Genomic DNA, 19517 nt, shown 5'->3' with positions numbered 1-19517 from the left:
GCCGACGACTCCCCCGCCGCAGCGGGGGCGAGCGGCGCCAGCACCCGCGGCGCAACGGCGGTCGAGGCAGCCGCAGTCAAGGCGGTGGCGGTCGAGGCAGCGGCGCCGTCCCGGACGGGGATGACGCGGTCCAGGCCGGTGACGTGCAGCACCCGGGCGACCACCGGGGCCGGGTCGACGAGCACCAGCTCCCCGCCACGGGCGCGGACCCGTCGGTGCGCGGCGACCAGCGCCCGGACCCCGGCCGCGGAGAGCAGCCGGACGCCGGAGATGTCGAGCCGCAGCACCGGCCTGGCCGGGGCGGCCCACAGCGCGGCGCGCAGCAGGCCGACGGTGGCGATGTCGACCTCGCCGGTCGCCCACATCTCCACCGCGTGGTCACCCACGCTGACCTGCACGTGGAACCGATCGCTGCGCTGCTCCATGACCACGAATCTAGCCCCACCCCCCGACAATTCCGCCCTGCCGAGGAGTGACTCCGGGTACACCCAGGGTCTGACCCCGAGTCACTCCGGGTCCACCCTGAGCAGGAGCTGCGGCAACGCCGGGCATCCCCGGTGGCACCGGGGATGCCAGGCCGACCCGGCACGGCAGGCGGGCGCCCCGGGCGTGGTCCCCGGCGGCCGTCGGGATTGCGGGCGGGCCCGCGCGACACGCGCGGCGAGGGCGGGGCCGGCGGCGCGCGGCGGGTGACAATGGCCCGATGGTCGTACCCCGCCCGCGCGCGCCCCGACCCATCCGGCCCGTCCGCGAGCCGGCCACCGTGCCGCCCCCGCTGAACGGGCCGTGGACGGCGACCGACCTGCGGCTCGACGACGCGGAGCTGCTGCCGCTGGCCGAGGGCGCGCACGGCCCCGAGGACGTCGTGGTCGACCCGGACGGCCGGGTGGTCAGCGGCGACGAGGACGGCCGGCTCTGGTGGTGGCCGGCGGACGCGCCCCCGGGCACCCGTTCCCAACTGCTGACCGAGACCGGCGGCCGGCCGCTCGGCATCGAAGTCGACCCGCGCGACGGCAGCCTCGTCGTCTGCGACGCCTACCGGGGGCTGCTGCGGGTCACCCCGGACGGGGCGGTACGGGAGCTGACGGGCACCGCCCCGCCGGTGCACCTGGCGAACAACGCCACCGTCGCGCGGGACGGGACCATCTACTTCACCGACTCCTCCGACCGGTTCCCACTGTCGCACTGGAAGCACGACCTGCTCGAACACCGACCAAACGGGCGGGTGCTGGCGTACGCCCCGGGCACCGGGCGCACCGAGGTGGTGGCGAGCGGTTTCTACTTCCCCAACGGGATCGCGCTCACCCCGGACGAGTCCGCGCTGATCCTGGTGGAGACGACCACCCACCGCCTGCTGCGGGTCGACCTGCCCGGCGGGGCGGCCACCGTGCTGACGGACCTGCCGGCGTACCCGGACAACCTGTCCGCGGTCGGCGACGGGACGTACTGGATCGCCCTGCCCAGCCCCCGGCTGCCGGCCGTGGAGCGGCTGCTGCCGCACCCCCGGCTGCGGCAGTTGGTGGCGCTGCTGCCCGACGCGGTCCGGCCGCAGCCGCGCCGCTACGGGCTGGTCGCGCTGGTCGACGGCGCGGGCACGGTGCTGCGGACCCTGCACGGTCCGCGCGGCACCTACTGGATGATCACCGGCGTACGTCAGCACGGCGACCGGCTCTGGCTCGGCAGCCTGGTCGGCTCGGGCGTGGCCCGGGTGCCACTGGGCTGAGGGCCGACCGGGCGTCCCCCGGCGAGGTGGGGCGACGGGGCGCAGCCGGTGAGGACGGCGACCGGCCCGCCACCGTGCGGTGACGGACCGGTCCGGCGGTCGTTCCTCCCAGGTTCAGCCGCCGCTGGCCGAGGGGGCCGGTGCGGGCGAGCTGCCGCCGGCCACCGCGCTGGGGTGCGGCGCCACGTGCGGGCTGGGCCGCAGCCCGGCCGGTACGGGCAACGCGCTGCCCTTGGCGAACTCGTCCCAGCCGACGTTCCAGGCCGTCCAGCCGTTGCCGGCCTGCAGCGGTACCTCGGTGCCCTTGACGGTCACCAGGTCGCCGACCTGGGTGATCCCCATCAGCCAGTCGGCCGCCGTGGCGGAGACGTTGGCGCAGCCATGGGAGACGTTGGTGTAGCCCTGGTCGCCCTCGGACCACGGCGCCGAGTGGATGAACTCACCGCCCCAGGTGATCCGCTGCGCGTCGTCGACGTCGACCACGTACCCGCCGTCGGGCTCACCGCGGGTGTCGAACGTCGTCCGCTCGTGTTTCTCCATGATCACCATCTTGCCGCTGGAGCTGGGCGTGCTCGGTTTGCCGAGGCTGACCGGGATCCGGCGGACCAGCTTGCCGTCCCGGAACACCGACATCTGCTTCGTGGCGTTGTCGATGTCGACGGCGACCTGCCGCCCGATCTTCGAGGTGGCCCGGCGGTCGGCGTCGCCCATCAGCTCCTTGCCGATCGGCAGCCCGTCGAGCGCCGCCCGGACGCTGATCGCGGTGCCCGGCCGCCAGAAGTCGGGTGCCCGGTAGTACACCTGGCTGCCGTCCTCCAGCCACGACCAGGTGCCCGGCTGCGGCGGGTCGGTCTTGACGAACAGCCGCTTCTGCACCGCCGCCCGCGCCTCCTTCGGCACGGCCGGCTCGAAGGCCACCGTCACCGGCATCGCGGTGCCGTACGTCTGGTTGCCCGCGAAGTAGAGAGTGCTGGTGATCGCCGGCTTCGACGGCTTCGACGCCGTGGTGAAGGTGGTCTTCCGGGTGGAGGTTTGCCCCCGGTCACCGGTCACCGTCACCTCGGCGGTGTACGTCCGCCCTTTCGCCAGGGGCGCGCCGGGCACCCAGCTCGACCCGTCCTCCCGGGGCTCGCCGCCCACCTGCCGCCCCTTGTCGTCGGTGAGCCGGACGGCGCTCACCTTCCCGTTCGTCACGCTGGTGCCGACCTCGGCGCTGAGCGGGACGTCCCGGGCCCGGTCGGCCGGCGTCAGCTCGACCACGGGTGGTGGTACCGCTTCCCCGGCGGTCTTCCGCTCGGCGGTGCACCCGCCGAGCACCAGCGAGGTGGCTGCGATGGTTACCGCAAATAGCGTCGATCGCCGCCTCACGTTCATATTCGCACCCCATTCCCATTTCCCCTTGGCCACATTCTGTACGGCCCGACGGGAGGCGCGACGCAGCTTTCCGGGAATTACGTGAAGCAGTTTTCGGCAGTTTCGACGACACCGGGTCGAAAGTGTTCCCACCGACCTGACAGGACCCGATGTCGCGGTTGGGTCGGGTCACCCCGGACGACCGGTTCGCCCCGCCGTGCACCCGGCCGGAGCCGTCCGTTCCGGCGGTCAGCAGTCCCAGTCCTGGTCACCGTGGTTGCGGTCCCAGCGGCCGCCGACCGGCGGGGTGTCCAGCCGGGTGGGGGCCACGGCGTTGCCGGCCAGGTCGTTGTCCTCCACCCGGCAGGCGACGCAACTGCCCCGCTCGGTGATCCACAGCCCGTGGGTCTGCGTATGCCTGTGGTGGTTGTCCCAGATCCGGTTGCCCCGAACGGTGGCCGAGTCGAACGGCGCGTTGATCGTGATCCCGGCCCGGCACTGCGGCGCCTGCGACAACTCGTACGCGGCGCCGGGCAGGGGGGTGTCGCCACTCCACCCGCTGTAGGCGTCGGGGCGGACCGGGGCGAGGGTGAGCTCCTTGCCGTCGTTCGCAGCGACCACGGCGACCCGCCTGTCCACCCGCAGCACCTTGCCCCGGTGCCCGTCGTGCGGCCAGTCCGCCGCCCGGTCGACCAGCGACCGCTCGGTGTAGCGGACGGACTCCCCGCCGCCCCTGTACTCGTCGGCGCACTGCCGGCCGTTGTTGCGGATCCGGTTGTCGAGCAGCACGGCGTCGGCCATCGGCCGGTCGATCCGAATGCCGTCCAGGCCGTTGCCCCAGAAGTCGTTGCTGTCGATGACCACGTCCATGGCCGCCCCCTGGTAGCCGTGGCCCAGATCGTGCCCGTGGTACCCGTACGCCCCGTTCCCGCTGATCCGGTTGCCCCGGATCGTGTACGGGCCGGGCGTGTTGCCCATGCTGACGCCGTCGCGGACGTTGCCGTCGATGACGCAGTCGGACAGCAGGCCACCCCGGCCGGCGACGCCGGACGTGCCCTCGGCGGAGACGTCGAAGCCGGCCTCCAGATTGCCGATCATGGTGCAGGCGGAGACGACCAGCCCGTCGGCGCCCCAGTCGGAGATGCCGAACCTGTTGCCCTGGCTGTGGCAGCCGATGATCCGGTAGCCACGCGGGGGCTGCCAGTAGGGCTTCTGCAGCTCCAGGAAGATGCCGTTGGTGCCGTTGCCCAGCGTGGTGCAGTTGGCGATGGTGAGCCGCTCCACGGTGCCCCAGCCGCCGATGCCGACGCCGATCCCGGCGCCGCCCATCTCCTCGCCGTTGTCCAGTCGGCCGCAGCCGACCACCACCACCCCCTCGATCAGGCTGTCCTGGAGGAAGTCGCAGCCGAGCCCCGTCGCGGCGGTGTGGTGGATGTAGAGGTTCCGGAACGTCCCGCGCACCACGTACTGGAGGCCGAGCCCTTTGGCCAGATAGTTGTACTCGGCCATGCTCACGCCGGAGCCGTCGATCTCGAAGTCGGCGAAGGTGCAGTCGGCGATGTGCCGGTCGCGGTCGGCGCCGTGCTGGACCGTGGTCCAGAAGGCCAGCGGCGTCGGCTCGACGCGGTTGCCCTCGTTGCTCAGCAGGAACCGGGTCGCGCCCGGTCCGGCCCCGATCAGCGACACCCCGCTGCGCCACACCGTGCCCGCGTCCCGGATTGAGTAGATGCCGGGCGGGCAGTAGATCACCCGGGCCCGTCCGTCGGCGGCGTACCCCGCACCGAGGCGGTCCACCAACGCGGCCAGCGCTGGTTGGTCGTTGGTCACCCCGTCACCGCGCAGCCCGTACTCGGTGGCGTCACAGTGCAGCGGCGCTCCGGCGACGGCGGGACGACGGTCCCGGACGTTGACGGGCACTCCCTGGAACGACACTGCGCTCTCCTCTCCGACGGCGAACGACGGGCGGTGGAGGGCACGGCTCGCACCCGGACCGCCACGGACGGCCGGGACGGCCGCCGACGGCGCCGATTTCCCGGCCGCCGAGCCGGAAAACGGAATGGCGCCGCCCTGTCCCCAGTCAGGATTGCGCTCGTTCGGGAAACAGTTCCCGCATAGCGCCCGCGAGGCCGCTGTTTGCCGGATCGCGCACGATATCCCCCGCCGTGACAGGTTGGCGGAATTGTCGGGGCAGTGGGCCGGCCGGGGCTCGGACACCCGTTTTCGCCGGAGAGGACGTCGTCGGCCGGGCGAGGTGGTTTCGCGACAAGGCGCGTCGAATGCGGTGACCGACGGGTTCGCGTGTCGGACCGAACCGACTGCTGCGGCCTGAGCAGGGCGTCGGCTGAGCAGAGGCACCGCCCACGACATCGACCGCCCCGCCCACAGCCCCGCCCCGGGGCACGGTCCCGGGGCCAACCAGGGACCGCACCCGCGACAACGCGATGACCCTGTGCGGCTGAGCCGGGCCGTGGTCCGGCGCCGATCCGGTGCCCGGCCCGGCCGGCACCGTCACCGGCAGGCCGCGCCGGGTCCCGCCGCGGTCAGACGTTCGCCACCAGCAGGGCCGGCTGTTCGACGCAGTCGGCGACGTGCCGCAGGAAGCCCCCGGCCACCGCTCCGTCGCAGACCCGGTGGTCGAAGGTGAGGCTGAGCTGCGTCACCTTCCGTACGGCGAGCTGCCCGTCGACCACCCACGGCTTGTCCACGATCCGGCCCACCCCGAGCAGTGCCGCCTCCGGGTGGTTGATGATCGGGGTGGAGCCGTCGACCCCGAACACCCCGTAGTTGTTGAGGGTGAAGGTGCCGCCGGTGAGGCGGGCCGGGGGCAGTGCGCCGGCCCGCGCCGCGGTGGTGGTCTCGGCGAGGGCCACGGACAGCTCCCGGGTGGTGAGCAGCTGGGCGTCGCGCAACACCGGGACGACCAGGCCCCGGTCGGTCTGCGCGGCGATGCCCAGGTGCACCCCACGGGACTGGACGATCCGCTGCCCCTCGGTGTCGACGCGCGCGTTGAGCTGTGGGAACCGGCGCAGGCCGCTGAGGCAGATCCGGGCCAGCAGGGCCAGGATGCTCACCGGCTGGTCCGGTGTCGCGGCGTTGATCGCCCGCCGGGTCTGCACCAGCGCGGTGGCGTCCGCGTCGACCCAGATGGTCACCTCGGGGATCTCCCGCCGGCTGCGGGAGAGCTTGTCGGCGATCGCCTTGCGGATGCCGGTGAGCGGGATGACGAGGTCCTCGTCGCCGGTCGACCGGGCAGGCTCGGGCCGGGCCGGCACCGGGGCGAGCCGGGGGGCCGGGGCCGGCGGCGTGGCCGGGGCGGCGAGGGCCGCCTCGACGTCGGCCCGGCGGACCACCCCGCCGGGGCCGGTGCCCCGCAGGGTGGCCGGGTCGATGCCGTGCTCGCGGGCCAGCCTCCGGACGATCGGCGAGATGACCAGCGCCGACCCGGTCCCGGTGCCCGCCGCCGGGGCGAGCGCGAGAGCCACCGCCGGGGCCACCGCCGGGGTGGCAGCCGGAGTAACGGCCGGGGTCGCAGCCGGGGTGACGCCCGGCGGTTCCGGGGCGATCGCGAGGCGGGGGCGGCGCCGCCGCCGGCCCGTCCCGCCGTGCCCGGTGCCGTACCCGATGAGGACGTTGCCGGAGCCGGCGCGCTCCTCCTCCCGGTAGGTGGCGTGCCCGGCGGGCTCGCCGCCGTCGCCGTCGAGCGGCGCGATGGTGATCAGCGGCTGGCCGACCGGGCGCGTCTCGCCGGCCGCGCCGTGCAGGGCCACGACCCGACCGGCGTACGGGCAGGGCACGTCCACGACCGCCTTGGCGGTCTCCACCTCGACGACGCTCTGGTCCACGGTCACGGTGTCGCCCACGGCGACCCGCCACTCGACGATCTCCGCCTCGGCCAGCCCTTCGCCCAGGTCCGGCAGGAGGAAGACCTGGGTACGGTCGACGGTGGTCATGCCGCGCTGCCCTGGGTCAGCCAGCGCGGGTCGGGCCGGTCGTCCCACTGGAGCCGGGCCACCGTGTCGAGCACCCGGTCCACCCCGGGCAGGTGGGTGTGCTCCAACATCGGCGCCGGGTACGGGATGTCCAGCCCGGACACCCGCAGCACCGGGGCGTGCAGGGCGTGGAAGCAGCGCTCCTGCACCCGGGCGGCGATCTCGGCGCCGACCCCGGCGAAGCCCTGCGCCTCCTGGATCACCACGCACCGGCCGGTCTTGCGCACCGAGGCGGTGATGGTGGCGTCGTCGAGCGGGACGATGGTGCGCACGTCCACCACCTCCAGGTCCCAGCCCTCCTCGCGAGCGGCCTCGGCGGCCTCCAGCGCGACCGGCACCGCCGGCCCGTACGCCACCAGGGTGGCGTCGCGGCCGGTGCGGCGCACGACGGCCCGGCCGAACGGCTCGGTGCGGGCGGGCAGCTCGGCCTCGGCGCTGGAGAAGTAAAGCTTCTTCGGCTCCATGAAGACCACCGGGTCGGGGTCGGCGATCGCCTCGCGCAGCAGCGAGTACGCGTCGTCGACGGTCGCCGGGGTGACCACCTTCAGGCCCGGGGTGTGCGCGTAGTACGCCTCGGACGAGTCGCAGTGGTGCTCGACCCCGCCGATGCCGCCCGCGTACGGCACCCGGATGACCATGGGGACGCTCAGCGCGCCCCTGGTGCGGTTGCGCAGCTTGGCCACGTGCGAGGCGATCTGCTCGAACGCCGGGTACGCGAACGCGTCGAACTGCATCTCCACGACCGGCCGCATCCCGGACATGGCCAGGCCGACGGCGAAGCCGACGATGCCGGCCTCGGCGAGCGGGGTGTCGAAGCAGCGTTTGTCGCCGAACCGGGCCTGGAGCCCGTCGGTGATCCGGAAGACGCCGCCGAGCTTGCCGACGTCCTCGCCGAAGACGAGCACCCGCTCGTCGGAGGCCAACGCGTCGGCGAGCGCGGCGTTGAGCGCCTTCGCCATGGTGGTGACGCCCATCAGGCCTCCCCCTCGGACTCCCGGTCGGCGGCCAGTTCGGCGCGGACCAGCTCGCGCTGCTCGACGAGCTGCGGGGTCGGCTCGGCGTAGACGTGGTCGAAGAGGCTGAGCGGGTCGACCTCCGGCTGGGCGTGCATCCGCTCCCGCAGGTCGGCGGCGTACGCCTCGGCCTCCTCGGCGATCGCGGCGATCGCGGCGTCGTCGAGCACCCCGCGCGTGCGCAGGTACGTCTCCAGCCGGGCGATCGGGTCGCGGTCGCGCCAGGTGTCGACCTCGGTGCCGTCGCGGTAGCGGGTGGCGTCGTCGGCGTTGGTGTGCGCCTCCATCCGATAGGTGTGCGCCTCGACCAGGTACGGGCCCTGGCCGGCGCGGGCGTGCTCGACCGCGCGGGTCAGCACGGCGAGCACGGCGACGGGGTCGTTGCCGTCGACCTGCTCGCTCGGCACGCCGTACCCGACGCCCTTGTACGCCAGCGACGGCGCGGCGGTCTGCCGGGACAGGGGGACGCTGATGGCGTACTTGTTGTTCTGCACGAAGAACACGACGGGGGCCTTGAACACGGCGGCGAAGTTGATCCCCTCGTGGAAGTCGCCCTCGCTGGTGGCGCCGTCGCCGATGAAGGCCAGCGCGACGGTGTCCCGCCCCTGGTGGGCCTCCCCGTAGGCGAGCCCGGCGGCGTGCACGCACTGGGTGGCCAGCGGCGTGCACTGCGGGGCGGTGTGCCGCTGCGCGGGGTCGTACCCGCAGTGCCAGTCGCCGCGCAGCAGGGTGAGCACCTCGACGGGGTCGATGCCCCGGGAGACCAGCGCCATCGACTCGCGGTAGGTGGGGAAGACCCAGTCGGTGTCCCGGACGGCGAGCCCGACGCCGACCTGACAGGCTTCCTGGCCCCGGGAGGAGGGGTAGACGGCGAGCCGGCCCTGCTTGGTCAGGGCGGTGGCCTGGGTGTCGAACCGGCGGCCGACCACCATTCGGCGGTACAGCTCGCGCAGCGCCTCGGCGGGCGGCTCGGGGTAGTCGGCGCGGGCCGGCAGCGGGGTGCCGTCGGCGTCGAGCAGCCGCACCGGCTCCGGCTGCGGCAGCAGGCCGGCGGTCGGGTCGGTCGTCGTCTGCCCGCGGGCGGGGGCCTTGGTGGGCTTCTTGGCCGGCGGGCGGGTGCGCGGGGATGCCCTGCGGACCGCCTGGGGTGTGGTCGTCACGGCGGGGACCTCCTGGACGTGTGGTGGCCCTATGCTCCTGCTGTTGGATGATTGACTCAAGATCCACGATGAACGTGGGACGAACGGCACTGGGGAGGGCCTGAGGTGAGCCAGGAGACAATCCCGGAGCCGGGCGTGACGGGCGGGGCGGGACGTTCGGCCGGGCCGCTGGACGAGGTCGACCGGCGCATCCTCGACAAGCTGGTCCGCGACGGCCGGATCTCCATCCGCGCCCTCGCCGAGCAGGTGCACGTCTCCCGCACCAACGCGTACGCCCGGGTGGAGCGGCTGCTGCGCGACGGCGTGATCACCGGGTTCCGGGCCCAGGTCGCGCCGGAGCCGGCCGGGCTGGGCACCTCGGCGTACATCGCGCTGACCATCCAGCAGAACACCTGGCGGGAGGTGTCGGCCGAGCTGGCCCGGGTGCGCTACATCGAGCACGCGGCCCTGCTCGGCGGCGAGCACGACGTCCTCGCGCTGGTCCGGGCGCCGGACAACGCCACCCTGCGGGACGTGGTGCTTGGCCGGGTGCAGAGCATCTCCGGGGTGCTGTCGACCCGGACCTGGCTGGTCTTCGAGGAGTTCGACGGCGCGCAGAGCCCCTGGGAGTGAGCCCGCGCCCGGCTCAGCGTTCCGGTGGGGCCTCCAGGCCCTCCCGGTCGGCCAGCTCCAGCAGCGGCTCCAGGGAGAACCGCTGCCCGTCCAGCCCGGCGTGCGGGTCGCCCCGCTCGGCGAAGCGGGCCGGCATACCGACCACGTCGAAGTCCTCCGGGCGGGCGTCGTCCAGCTCCGCCCAGTCCAGCGGCGCGGAGACCAGGGCCTGCGGGGTGGGCCGGATCGAGTACGCCGAGGCCATGGTGTGGTCCCGGGACATCTGGTTGTAGTCGACGAAGACCGGGCGGTCCCGCTGGTCGCGCCACCAGGTGGTGGTGACCAGCTCCGGCAGCCGGCGCTGCATCTCGCGGCCGAGCGCCAGCACCGCCCGGCGGCAGTCGGCGAAGCTCCACCGCGGCTCGATCGACAGGTAGACGTGCAGGCCGCGCCCGCCGGTGGTCTTCGGGTAACCGGTCAGGCCCAGCTCGGCGAGGAACGCCCGGACCTCCCGGGCGACCGGCACCACCTGGTCGAAGCCGACCCCGGGCATCGGGTCGAGGTCGATGCGGAGCTGGTCGGGGCGCTCCACGTCGGCGGCGGTGACCGGCCACGGGTGGAACCGCAGGGTGCCCAGGTTGGCCGCCCAGGCCACCACGGCCAGCTCGTTCGGCGCGACCTCGTCGGCCGTCCGGCCGCTGGGGAAGGTGAGGTGCGCGGTGCGGACCCAGTCGGGCGCGCCGGCCGGCAGCCGCTTCTGGTAGAACGCGTCGCCCCGGTTGTCCTGCCGGGTGCCGATCCGCGCGCCGGGGAAGACGCCCTTGGGCCAGCGCTCCAGCATGGTCGGGCGGTCGCGCAGCGCGCGCAGGATCCCGTCGCCCACGGCGAGGAAGTAGCGCACCACGTCCAGCTTGGTCAGCCCGCGCTCCGGGAAGTATGGCTTGTCGGGGCTGGAGACGCGCACGACCCGCTCCCCGACCCGGATCTCCTGCGCCGCCGTCGCCATGCCTGACACCGTACGACGTGGCACCGACACGCGCGGGCGGGTCGGCGCCACCCGGCCCCGGCGGGTCGGCGCCGGCGGTCAGGGCTTGCGGGCCACGCAGCCGTACTGCGGGACGGTGACCGGTTCCTCCCCGTCGGCCGGCCGCCACCGCCCGCACGACACGAGGCCCGGGTCGAGCAGCTCCAGGCCGTCGAGGAACCGGCCGATCTCGGCTGCCGTGCGGGACCGGATCGGCGGGGCGGCGTTCTCGTTCCAGAACTTCATGGCCGGCACGTTCGCCTCGCCACCCAGCTCGACGGTCGGATGGGTGAGCGCCAGGAAGCTGCCCGACGGCATCTCGTGCATCAGCCGGCGGACTATCGCCACGGCCTCGTCGGTGTCGAGCACGAAGTTGAGGATGCCCAGCATCATCACCGCCACCGGCCGGTCGAGGTCCAGTGTCCGGGCGGCGCCGGCCAGGACCGACGCCGGGTCGTGGACGTCGGCCTCCAGGTAGTCGGTGGCACCCCCGGCGGAGCTGGTCAGCAGGGCCCGGGCGTGCACCAGCACCATCGGGTCGTTGTCGACGTAGACGATCCGGGCGTCGGGGGCGACGGCCTGCGCGACCTGGTGGGTGTTGTCGGCGCTGGGCAGGCCGGTGCCGATGTCGAGGAACTGCCGGACACCCGCCTCGCCGGCCAGGTGCCGCACCGCGCGGGCGAGGAAGCGCCGGTCGGCCCGGGCGACCTCCCCGATGACCGGGAACATGGTGTGGATGCGCTCGCCGACCCGGCGGTCCGGCTCGAAGTTGTCCTTCCCGCCGAGCCAGTAGTTCCACACCCGGGCGTTGTGCGCCACTGAGGTGTCGATACGCTCCGCCCGTTCGCCGTCACGGAACCCGACGTAGCCGGCCTCTGACACGAAAACTCCTCGACTGCCGCTGTTGTCCGATCAGCGTAGCCGAGCCTGTTGCCGCCGCGTCGCGGGAGGACAGTGTGGACGGTCAGGCCAGCACCGTCACGCCGACGACCATCAGCGGCAGTGAGACGAACAGGAAGATGCCGACCCCGGTGAGCACCCGGCCGCCGCCCGCGTCCTCGCGCTCCGGGGCGAGCCCGAACGTCGCCCGGGCCGGCAGCATGCCGATCCGGCTCAGGGTCAGGTCGCCGGTCAGCCCGAGCAGGGTGCCGACCACGATGAGCGCGACACCGAACCGGAAGACGAAGTCACCGCCGCCGACCACCGTCCACACGCCCACCGCGACGGCCACCACCACGAGCGCGATGACGAACAGCACGAGAGCCTCCCGCAGACCCCTGACCACCGTCATCGCTCGCAGCCTCCTCCGGCCGGCCGGTTGCCGGCGTCGCACCGACACCCGTCGCCGGGACCCCGGCGACGCCGGGGACATTCTGCCGGTCGGCACCCCTCGGCGCTGTCCCCCTGTCCATGTCGGCCCGGGGAGAACGCCGGCCCCGGCCGCGCCCACTCCGGACGGCCCTCAATGCCACCGTCTGACAGTCCCTGTCTGTCCGGACGGAGGTTTGTAACGCCGCGACGAGTTCCTACGCTGTGCATCGGAAGCGGGCGCCCCGTCCGCTTCCCGCCGAGCCGCGCCTCCACCAGGGGCGCGAGCCGGCCGGATACAGCCCCCTGGGAGCCTGTGTGAAGAACCTCCGTCGCAAGACCCTGGCCGCCGCGTCCTCCGTGACGCTCGGTGTCGGTCTCGCCCTCACCGGCGGACTGACCCCGGCGGCGGCCGCCGGCCCGGACGCCACCTACCTCGTCGTCGCCCCGCTGGGTGGCAAGGCCGACAGGGCTGCCGCCCGGGTGGCCGCCGCCAACGGCACGGTGGTGGCCCGCTACGACCAGATCGGCGTGATCGTCGCCCGATCCACCAACCCGAACTTCGTCACGGACGTGAAGGGTGCCGGCGTCGAGGCGGCGGCCTCCACCGCCGGCCTCGGTACCGCCCTCGAAGAGGGCGAGACCGTGGAGGTCCCGGCGGCCGACGTCGTCAACTCCACGGGCGACCCGACCGCCGAGCCGATGTACGGCCAGCAGTGGGACATGCCGATGATCGGCGTTCCGCAGGCCCACGCGGTCAACAACGGCCGCCCGAGCGTGGTCGTCGGCGTGCTGGACAGCGGCATCTCCAGCAGCCACCCCGACCTGGCCGGCCAGATCGCCAAGGACAAGAGCGCGTCCTGCGTCGGCGGTGTCCCCGACACCACCGAGGCGGCCTGGAACCCGACCTCCTCCGACCACGGCACCCACGTCGCCGGCACCATCGCCGCCGCCGTCAACGGTGTCGGCGTCACCGGTATCGCCCCGGGCGTCAAGGTCGCCGCGGTCAAGGTGGTCAACGACGACGGCTTCATCTTCCCGGAGTCCGCGGTCTGCGGGTTCGTCTGGGCCGCCGATCACGGCATGCAGCTCACCAACAACAGCTACTTCGTCGACCCGTGGGAGCTGAACTGCCGCAACGACCCGCGCCAGCGTCCGGCGTGGACCGCGATCCACCGGGCCATCCGCTACTCGCAGAGCAAGGGCGTGCTGAACGTGGCGTCCGCGGGTAACTCGAACTGGGACCTCGCCGGCAAGATCACCGACGACGGCAGCCCGAACAACGGCACCCCCGAGACGCGTCCGGACCTGGGCAACGAGTGCCGCGTACTGCCGGCCGAGGTGCCGGGCGTGGTGACCGTGTCGGCGGTCGGCCCGACCGGGCAGAAGAGCTACTACTCGTCGTACGGCAAGGGCGTCGTCGAGGTGACGGCCCCGGGCGGCGACACCCGGTTCCGCACCCAGGGCGCGCAGTCGACCATCACCGACGGCATCCTGTCCACCACCTTCAACACCGCCACCCGGACCAACGGCTGGGGCTACAAGCAGGGCACCTCGATGTCCTCCCCGCACGCGACCGGCGTCGCCGCCCTGGCGCTGTCGGCCCACCCGAGGATGGGGCCGCTGCAGCTGACGCTGTTCCTGCAGCTCACGGCCGTGGCACAGGCCTGCCCGGCGGGCGCGGTGTACAACCCGGTGCCGCTGATCGCGGCCGGCCCGCACGCGTACGACTCGACCTGCACCGGCGGGAAGTACTACAACGCGTTCTACGGCTCGGGCATGGTCAACGCGTACAACGTGGTGAAGTGACCGACTGACCGCACGACCAGTGGTGGGGCCCGGCGCGTGCGTGCCGGGCCCCACCCGTGCGGTCACCGGGCCAGTCCGACCACCGTCGCCAGGTGCGCCACGCCGGCCGGCACCGGGCCGCCGCGCGCCACGTCGGCGATCACCGTACGCGCCGACGGCCGGCACCGGACCTCGGCCGGCGGGTCCGGTCGGCGTCGACCAGGGCGCGGCCTGCCCGAAGCAGGTCACCGACGTGGAGGTACGCCCGCGCGGCGTCGACCAGGTGCGCGGCCCGGTGCTCCACCGGCAGCCGCCCCCAAAGCGCTACGCCTCCACAACGTGACCCGAATGCGAGAACTCGAAGCCCGCCTGATTCCTCGGGGTCGTCCCACTCCTTGGCGTCCCGAATGCTCGTTGACAGGACCCGGTGGCCGGGGAAGGGTCGGCGCCATGATCGGACACCTCGACGACGACCGGCTGCGTGCCTTCGGCAAGCCGGCGCGGGTCACGGTATGGCCGGCGCGCGACGCGTTGTTGCAGGTCGGTGATGCGGAGACCCTGCTCAGGATCGTCGAGCGGGACGGCGGTTTCGTGGTGGAGAAGCGGGACCGCGGCGGGGCGTGGCACCCCCAGATGTCCGCCGGGTCGCTGACGGTCGCGCGCCGGTACGTGATCGGGGAGATCGGCGGCCGGGTGCGGGCCGTCGTGGAACGGGGACAGCGAGGGCCGTCCCCGGACGAGCCGCTTCGGGACGGGTTCACGTTGACCGACCTCGGGCCCTCGGGGCTCGTGCTGTCCTGGCGCGAGGCGTCCGGCGAGCGGTCGGCCCGCTTCCCGCCCGGCCCGTGGCGTGGCAGGGCCGTGCGGTTCGCCAGGTACGCCGACCTGTCGGAGGAATCGATCGTGCGGCGGTTCGGCGGCACCGGGGCGACGCCCGACGCGCCGCCGCCCGGCAGCACCGCGCCTGCCGACGCCGAAGTTGATGCCGACGCCGAGGCCGAGGAGCAGCGGGTGGCGGCGCGGGAGATCGTACGGTTGGTGCGCCGCGAGCTGCCGGCCGGAGCGGACCGCCTCACGATGCGCGCCGGCGTCCTGGCGACGGTCGACTACTGCCGGTGGTGGGCGGCGTGGGGCGAGCGGCGCGAGGAGATTCACCGCCCGGACGACCCCGCGCTCCGCGACGCGCTCCACGCGTCGCGGCGGGCCTCCTACCGGCCGGGCCTGGGTACGTGGTTCAGCGTGGAGCTGACCGTGACGTCGGCGGGCGACGAGACGATGCGGTTCGACCGCGACGACGAGCCGGTGTGGTGGTCGGAACCCGTCGACCCCACCGCGTACGTCGCGGAGCAGCGACGCTTTCCCCGCGAGGAGGCGCACCAGCCGCCGTGGCTGCGTCAGCGCCTGGCGCAGGGGCGTGCGCGACTGCCGCAGCGCCTGATCGAGCGGGGCACCGAACTGTTCGGCCGGATCGCGCCGGGCGCCGAACTCGTCCACCACCTGCTGCCGGAGGACGACGCGGTGCTCGTCGTCCGCCCGGTCCGGGGCGGCGGGTCGATCTACGTCGCGCACGACGGGAGCGTGCTGTTCGCGCCGTCCGCCGTGCCGCCGCACCAGGCGCTCGAACTGTTCCGGTCCGGGCAGCGCACCCCCGCCGAGAAGTTCGTGGAACAACGGCCACAGCAGGATCCGCGCGCGGACGGGCGGGTGGCGGGGCGATGACACTCCCGGTGCGCGAGTTCTCCCGCCGGAATCGGCCGCGGCGGCCCGAACTTGAGCGGCTCGACGTCCGGCACGCCGCCGCGCTGCTCCGCTTCGAGCAGGAGAACCGGGCGTACTTCGCCCGGTCCGTGCCGGACCGGGGCGACGACTACTTCGCCGGCTTCGCCGCGCGGCACGCGGACCTGCTCGCGGAGCAGGCCGCCGGGCTGTGCCACTTCCACGTCCTGGTCGACGAGGACGGGGCCGTGCTGGGCCGGTTCAACCTGGTCGACGTCGCCGACGGCGGCGCGGAGCTGGGCTTCCGGGTGGCCGAGCGGGCGGCCGGGCGTGGCGTGGCGACGGACGGCGTGCGCCGCGTGGTCGAGCTGGCCCGCACCGGGTACGGGCTGCGCCGGCTGGTCGCGTCGGCCGCGCTGGACAACGCCGGTTCGCTCGGGGTGCTGCGGCGCACCGGTTTCGTCCCGGCCGGCGAGGTGCTGCTCGACGGGCGTCCCGGGCTGCGGCACGTCCGGGAGCTGGGGGCCTGACGCGGGGTCGACGCCCCCGCGTCATCCGCCCGGGGAGGCGGTCGCCCCGACCGGGTGACAGCTGTTTCCGCAGCTCACCTCACGGGTACCGGAGGGATCACCAGCAACCGAGGAGGTCACGGGTGTCCACCGATGCCATCGTCCTGTTGAAAGAGGACCACAAGGAGATTCGCCGCCTGTTCAAGGCTTTCCAGGATGCCGAGGACGGGCCGGCGAGCCAGCGGCAGAAGCTGGTCGGGCAGATCCTGGAGGCCCTCACGGTGCACACCTACCTGGAGAACGAGGTGATGTACCCGGAGGTCCGCAAGCTGCTGCCGGACCTGGAGGACGACATCCTCGAGTCGTACGAGGAGCACCACGTCGCCGATCTGCTCTGCGCCGAGCTGGCCGCCATGGACGCCGGCGACAGCCACTTCAACGCCAAGACGACGGTGCTGATCGAGAACGTGCAGCACCACGTCGAGGAGGAGGAGCAGGAGTGGTTCCCGAAGGTGCGGGAGGCGCTCGGCCGCAAGCAGTTGCAGGAGATCGGCGAGCGGATGATCGCGCTGCGCCCCGACGCGCCGCGCAGCCCGACCGAACCGAAGGCGATCAAGAAGGCCCTCGACGCGGTCAACGCCTGAGCGCACCCGGCCCCGACCAGGGGCCCGGCCTGACGGCCGGGCCCCGCCGTCGTCTCCACCGCCGATTCCTGGACAGTTTCCGTCCCCGGCGGACAGCAGCTGTCCAAGGTCCGAGGTCGCCGGGGCGGGTGGTGGGGCGGGTCAGGTGGTGGGGGGCGGGGGGAGGATCTGGCGGAGCCGGCCGGGTGGGGTGGCGCGGGGACGCCACTCCCGGGGGTAGCCCACCGACACCTCCTCGAAGCGCACCCCGTCGTGCCAGGTGGTGCGGGGGATGTGCAGGTGGCCGTAGACGGCCGCGACGGCGTTGTAGCGCCGGTGCCAGTCGGCGGTGGCGTCGGTGCCGCACCACTGGGCGAAGATCGGGTAGCGCAGGACCCGGGTCGGCTCCCGCACCAGCGGCCAGTGGCTGACGAGCACCGTCGGCAGGGCCGGGTCGCGGGCGTCGAGCCGCCGGGCGGTCCCGGCCACCCGGGCCGCGCACCACGCCTGCCGGCTCGGGTACGGGTCGGGGTGCAGCAGGAACTCGTCGGTGCAGACGATCCCGGTGGCGTACGCCTCGGCGAGCGCCGCCTCCCGGGTGTCCAGCCCCTCGGGCCGCCAGCCGTAGTCGTACAGCAGGAACAGCGGTGCCACCAGCGCCGGCCCGCCGGGGCCTCGCCACACCGGGTACGGGTCCTCCGGGGTGTGCACACCCAGCCCGCGGCAGACCTGGACGAGGTGCCGGTAGCGGGCCTCGCCGCGCAGGGTGATCGGGTCGGCCGGGGGCGTCCACAGCTCGTGGTTGCCGGGCGCCCAGACCACCTTGGCGAAGCGGCGGCTGAGCAGGCCGAGCGCCCACTCGACGTCGGCCACGGTGTCGCCCACGTCGCCCGCGACCAGCAGCCAGTCGCCGGGCGAACGGGGCCGCAGGCCCTCGACGATGTCCCGGTTCTCCGCGTACCCCACGTGCAGGTCACTGATGGCGAGCAACGCGCCGTCGTCCTTCGCCATCCGTCGATCGTACGGGAGGAAGCCCCCGCCCCGGCAGGCGCGGCGGCGACGGCCGAGTCGCGCCTCGTCGCTCCCCCGTCGGCGGGGCCACGGAGGTCGGCCGGGGCGGCGGGGGCGGACCGGGTACGATCAGCACGGGCCGTGACTGGCGCGTGGGGATGGAGAACCATCGGGAAGCGGTCCCGTCATCAGGACGTTTGCCGAGCGCCTGGGCCTTCCGCACGTCACCAGGAGGTCGCATGTCGTCGCCGAACGCCGAGTCCACCGCCTTCCGCAGCGCCCTTGAGGTGATCCGGGCCGTGGAGCCCCGGGTCGCCGACGCGATCGGGGCGGAGCTGGCCGACCAGCGCGAGTCGCTCAAGCTGATCGCCAGCGAGAACTACGCCTCCCCCGCCACGCTGCTGGCGATGGGCAACTGGTTCAGCGACAAGTACGCCGAGGGCACCGTCGGCCGCCGCTTCTACGCCGGCTGCCAGAACGTCGACACGGTCGAGTCGCTCGCCGCCGAGCACGCCAAGGAGCTGTTCGGCGCCACGCACGCGTACGTGCAGCCGCACTCCGGGATCGACGCCAACCTGGTGGCGTTCTGGGCGGTGCTGGCCGACCGGGTCGAGGCGCCGGCGCTGAAGAAGGCCCAGGTGCGGCAGGTCAACGACCTGACCGAGGAGGACTGGTTCACGCTGCGCCGGGAGCTGGGCAACCAGCGGATGCTCGGCATGTCCCTGGACGCGGGCGGCCACCTCACCCACGGCTTCCGGCCCAACATCTCCGGCAAGATGTTCGACCAGCGCAGCTACGGCACCGACCCGGTGACCGGGCTGGTCGACTACGACAAGGTCGCCGAGGCGGCCCGCGAGTTCAAGCCGATGATCCTGGTCGCCGGCTACTCGGCGTACCCGCGGAAGGTGAACTTCCGGATCATGCGGGAGATCGCCGACTCGGTCGGCGCGACGTTCATGGTCGACATGGCGCACTTCGCCGGCCTGGTGGCGGGCAAGGTCTTCACCGGGGACTTCGACCCGGTGCCGCACGCGCACATCGTCACCACCACCACCCACAAGTCGCTGCGTGGCCCGCGCGGTGGCATGGTGCTCTGCGGCCCGGAGCTGGCCGACCAGGTGGACCGGGGCTGCCCGATGGTGCTCGGCGGCCCGCTGCCGCACGTGATGGCCGCCAAGGCGGTCGCCCTGGCCGAGGCCCGCCGCCCCGACTTCGCCGACTACGCCCAGCGGATCGTCGACAACGCGCAGGCCCTCGCGGAGGGGCTGCTGCGCCGGGGCGCGAAGCTGGTCACCGGCGGCACCGAGAACCACCTGGTGCTGATCGACGTCTCCGGGTACGGGCTGACCGGCCGGCAGGCCGAGCAGGCGCTGCTCGACTCGGGCATCGTCACCAACCGGAACTCCGTCCCGCAGGACCCGAACGGCGCCTGGTACACGTCGGGCATCCGGATCGGGACCCCGGCGCTGACCACCCGGGGCCTGGGCGTGGCCGAGATGGACGCCACCGCCGAGCTGATCCACACCGTGCTCAGCCAGACCGTCTCCGCCTCGAACGCCGACGGCACCCCGTCGAAGGCCAAGTACGTCCTCGACCCGGCGCTGGCCGACAAGGTCAGCCGCCGGGCCACCGACCTCCTGTCGACCTTCCCGCTCTACCCGTCGGTCGACCTGACCTGACCCCGTCCCTCCGCCCCCGCCGAGCATGGA

General features: G+C 73.6%; 16 protein-coding genes, 1 pseudogene and 1 riboswitch. Of the genes and pseudogenes, 7 read left to right on the top strand and 10 right to left on the bottom strand.

The annotated features are described in order from the left end of the window. Positions 1–65: 65 nt before the first annotated feature. Positions 66–425: pseudogene (locus ABT023_RS20730) on the bottom strand (STAS domain-containing protein); the annotation flags it as partial. 278 nt (positions 426–703) lie between these two features. On the opposite strand from ABT023_RS20730, the gene ABT023_RS20725 reads away from it, so the two are divergent. After that, positions 704–1723, top strand: a complete 1020-nt coding sequence (locus ABT023_RS20725; protein WP_350888012.1) for an SMP-30/gluconolactonase/LRE family protein — start codon at positions 704–706, stop codon at positions 1721–1723. Between the two features lie 114 nt (positions 1724–1837). Here the strand turns inward: ABT023_RS20725 and ABT023_RS20720 are convergent, their stop codons facing one another. From ABT023_RS20720 to pdhA, 5 genes are all read right to left on the bottom strand, one after another. Next, complete coding sequence (locus ABT023_RS20720; RefSeq protein WP_350888011.1) at positions 1838–3097, bottom strand: L,D-transpeptidase; 1260 nt, start codon at positions 3095–3097, stop codon at positions 1838–1840. A gap of 228 nt (positions 3098–3325) precedes the next feature. Then, positions 3326–5008, bottom strand: a complete 1683-nt coding sequence (locus ABT023_RS20715) for a right-handed parallel beta-helix repeat-containing protein (protein WP_350888010.1) — start codon at positions 5006–5008, stop codon at positions 3326–3328. 608 nt (positions 5009–5616) lie between these two features. Continuing rightward, positions 5617–7026 (bottom strand): dihydrolipoamide acetyltransferase family protein, encoded by a 1410-nt coding sequence (locus ABT023_RS20710; protein WP_350888009.1) that lies wholly within the window; start codon positions 7024–7026, stop codon positions 5617–5619. Beyond that, positions 7023–8039 carry an alpha-ketoacid dehydrogenase subunit beta gene (locus tag ABT023_RS20705; RefSeq protein WP_350888008.1) on the bottom strand — a complete coding sequence of 339 codons (1017 nt, stop codon included), beginning with the start codon at positions 8037–8039 and terminating at the stop codon, positions 7023–7025. The genes ABT023_RS20710 and ABT023_RS20705 overlap by 4 nt, the downstream gene beginning before the upstream one ends. Next, positions 8039–9271, bottom strand: coding sequence for a pyruvate dehydrogenase (acetyl-transferring) E1 component subunit alpha (gene pdhA, locus ABT023_RS20700; RefSeq protein WP_350888044.1), 1233 nt, complete (start codon positions 9269–9271; stop codon positions 8039–8041). Before pdhA ends, ABT023_RS20705 begins: the two co-directional genes overlap by 1 nt. Before the next feature lie 72 nt (positions 9272–9343). Here pdhA and ABT023_RS20695 point away from each other — a divergent pair, with 72 nt between their 5' ends. After that, a complete protein-coding gene (locus ABT023_RS20695; protein ID WP_350888007.1) occupies positions 9344–9850 on the top strand; it encodes an Lrp/AsnC family transcriptional regulator in 507 nt (168 codons plus the stop codon). A 13-nt stretch (positions 9851–9863) separates the two neighbouring features. On the opposite strand, the gene ABT023_RS20690 is transcribed toward ABT023_RS20695, so the two are convergent. The 3 genes from ABT023_RS20690 to ABT023_RS20680 form a co-directional block, all read right to left on the bottom strand. Continuing rightward, positions 9864–10835, bottom strand: coding sequence for a DNA polymerase domain-containing protein (locus tag ABT023_RS20690; protein ID WP_350888006.1), 972 nt, complete (start codon positions 10833–10835; stop codon positions 9864–9866). 78 nt (positions 10836–10913) lie between these two features. Continuing rightward, a complete protein-coding gene (locus ABT023_RS20685) occupies positions 10914–11735 on the bottom strand; it encodes an SAM-dependent methyltransferase (protein WP_350888005.1) in 822 nt (273 codons plus the stop codon). Between the two features lie 82 nt (positions 11736–11817). Continuing rightward, on the bottom strand, positions 11818–12144 hold the full coding sequence (locus ABT023_RS20680; RefSeq protein ID WP_350888004.1) for a hypothetical protein: 327 nt from the start codon (positions 12142–12144) through the stop codon (positions 11818–11820). A gap of 335 nt (positions 12145–12479) precedes the next feature. On the opposite strand from ABT023_RS20680, the gene ABT023_RS20675 reads away from it, so the two are divergent. The 4 genes from ABT023_RS20675 (at position 12480) to ABT023_RS20660 (ending at position 16818) form a co-directional block, all read left to right on the top strand. Continuing rightward, complete coding sequence (locus ABT023_RS20675; RefSeq protein WP_350888003.1) at positions 12480–13970, top strand: S8 family peptidase; 1491 nt, start codon at positions 12480–12482, stop codon at positions 13968–13970. 429 nt (positions 13971–14399) lie between these two features. Further along, the gene (locus ABT023_RS20670; protein ID WP_350888002.1) at positions 14400–15668 is read left to right on the top strand and encodes an Imm61 family immunity protein; all 1269 of its coding nucleotides are present in this window, start codon (positions 14400–14402) and stop codon (positions 15666–15668) included. Next, complete coding sequence (locus tag ABT023_RS20665; RefSeq protein ID WP_350888001.1) at positions 15665–16195, top strand: GNAT family N-acetyltransferase; 531 nt, start codon at positions 15665–15667, stop codon at positions 16193–16195. Before ABT023_RS20670 ends, ABT023_RS20665 begins: the two co-directional genes overlap by 4 nt. Before the next feature lie 122 nt (positions 16196–16317). After that, complete coding sequence (locus ABT023_RS20660) at positions 16318–16818, top strand: hemerythrin domain-containing protein (protein ID WP_350888000.1); 501 nt, start codon at positions 16318–16320, stop codon at positions 16816–16818. Positions 16819–16959: 141 nt separating this feature from the next. Here the strand turns inward: ABT023_RS20660 and ABT023_RS20655 are convergent, their stop codons facing one another. Further along, the gene (locus tag ABT023_RS20655) at positions 16960–17808 is read right to left on the bottom strand and encodes a metallophosphoesterase family protein (RefSeq protein ID WP_350887999.1); all 849 of its coding nucleotides are present in this window, start codon (positions 17806–17808) and stop codon (positions 16960–16962) included. A gap of 131 nt (positions 17809–17939) precedes the next feature. Continuing rightward, positions 17940–18029: riboswitch (ZMP/ZTP riboswitch) on the top strand. An 18-nt stretch (positions 18030–18047) separates the two neighbouring features. Here ABT023_RS20655 and ABT023_RS20650 point away from each other — a divergent pair. Next, entirely contained in the window at positions 18048–19487 is a 1440-nt protein-coding gene (locus ABT023_RS20650) for a glycine hydroxymethyltransferase (protein WP_350887998.1), read from the top strand. Positions 19488–19517 lie beyond the last annotated feature (30 nt).

Origin of the sequence: Micromonospora sp. NPDC002296 (assembly GCF_040296145.1) — a bacterium.
Taxonomy (GTDB): Bacteria; Actinomycetota; Actinomycetes; order Mycobacteriales; family Micromonosporaceae; genus Micromonospora.
Note: the sequence above shows the minus strand (reverse complement) of the source record. Positions and strands in the feature narration are given on the sequence as shown.

Bases quoted from the DNA above. Each gene is read 5' to 3' on its own strand.
- ABT023_RS20670 (WP_350888002.1), top strand. From the start codon at position 14,400: ATGATCGGACACCTCGACGACGACCGGCTGCGTGCCTTCGGCAAGCCG.
- ABT023_RS20720 (WP_350888011.1), bottom strand. From the start codon at position 3,097: ATGAACGTGAGGCGGCGATCGACGCTATTTGCGGTAACCATCGCAGCC.
- ABT023_RS20680 (WP_350888004.1), bottom strand. From the start codon at position 12,144: ATGACGGTGGTCAGGGGTCTGCGGGAGGCTCTCGTGCTGTTCGTCATC.
- ABT023_RS20710 (WP_350888009.1), bottom strand. From the start codon at position 7,026: ATGACCACCGTCGACCGTACCCAGGTCTTCCTCCTGCCGGACCTGGGC.
- ABT023_RS20650 (WP_350887998.1), top strand. From the start codon at position 18,048: ATGTCGTCGCCGAACGCCGAGTCCACCGCCTTCCGCAGCGCCCTTGAG.
- ABT023_RS20665 (WP_350888001.1), top strand. From the start codon at position 15,665: ATGACACTCCCGGTGCGCGAGTTCTCCCGCCGGAATCGGCCGCGGCGG.
- ABT023_RS20705 (WP_350888008.1), bottom strand. From the start codon at position 8,039: ATGGGCGTCACCACCATGGCGAAGGCGCTCAACGCCGCGCTCGCCGAC.
- ABT023_RS20655 (WP_350887999.1), bottom strand. From the start codon at position 17,808: ATGGCGAAGGACGACGGCGCGTTGCTCGCCATCAGTGACCTGCACGTG.
- ABT023_RS20690 (WP_350888006.1), bottom strand. From the start codon at position 10,835: ATGGCGACGGCGGCGCAGGAGATCCGGGTCGGGGAGCGGGTCGTGCGC.
- ABT023_RS20725 (WP_350888012.1), top strand. From the start codon at position 704: ATGGTCGTACCCCGCCCGCGCGCGCCCCGACCCATCCGGCCCGTCCGC.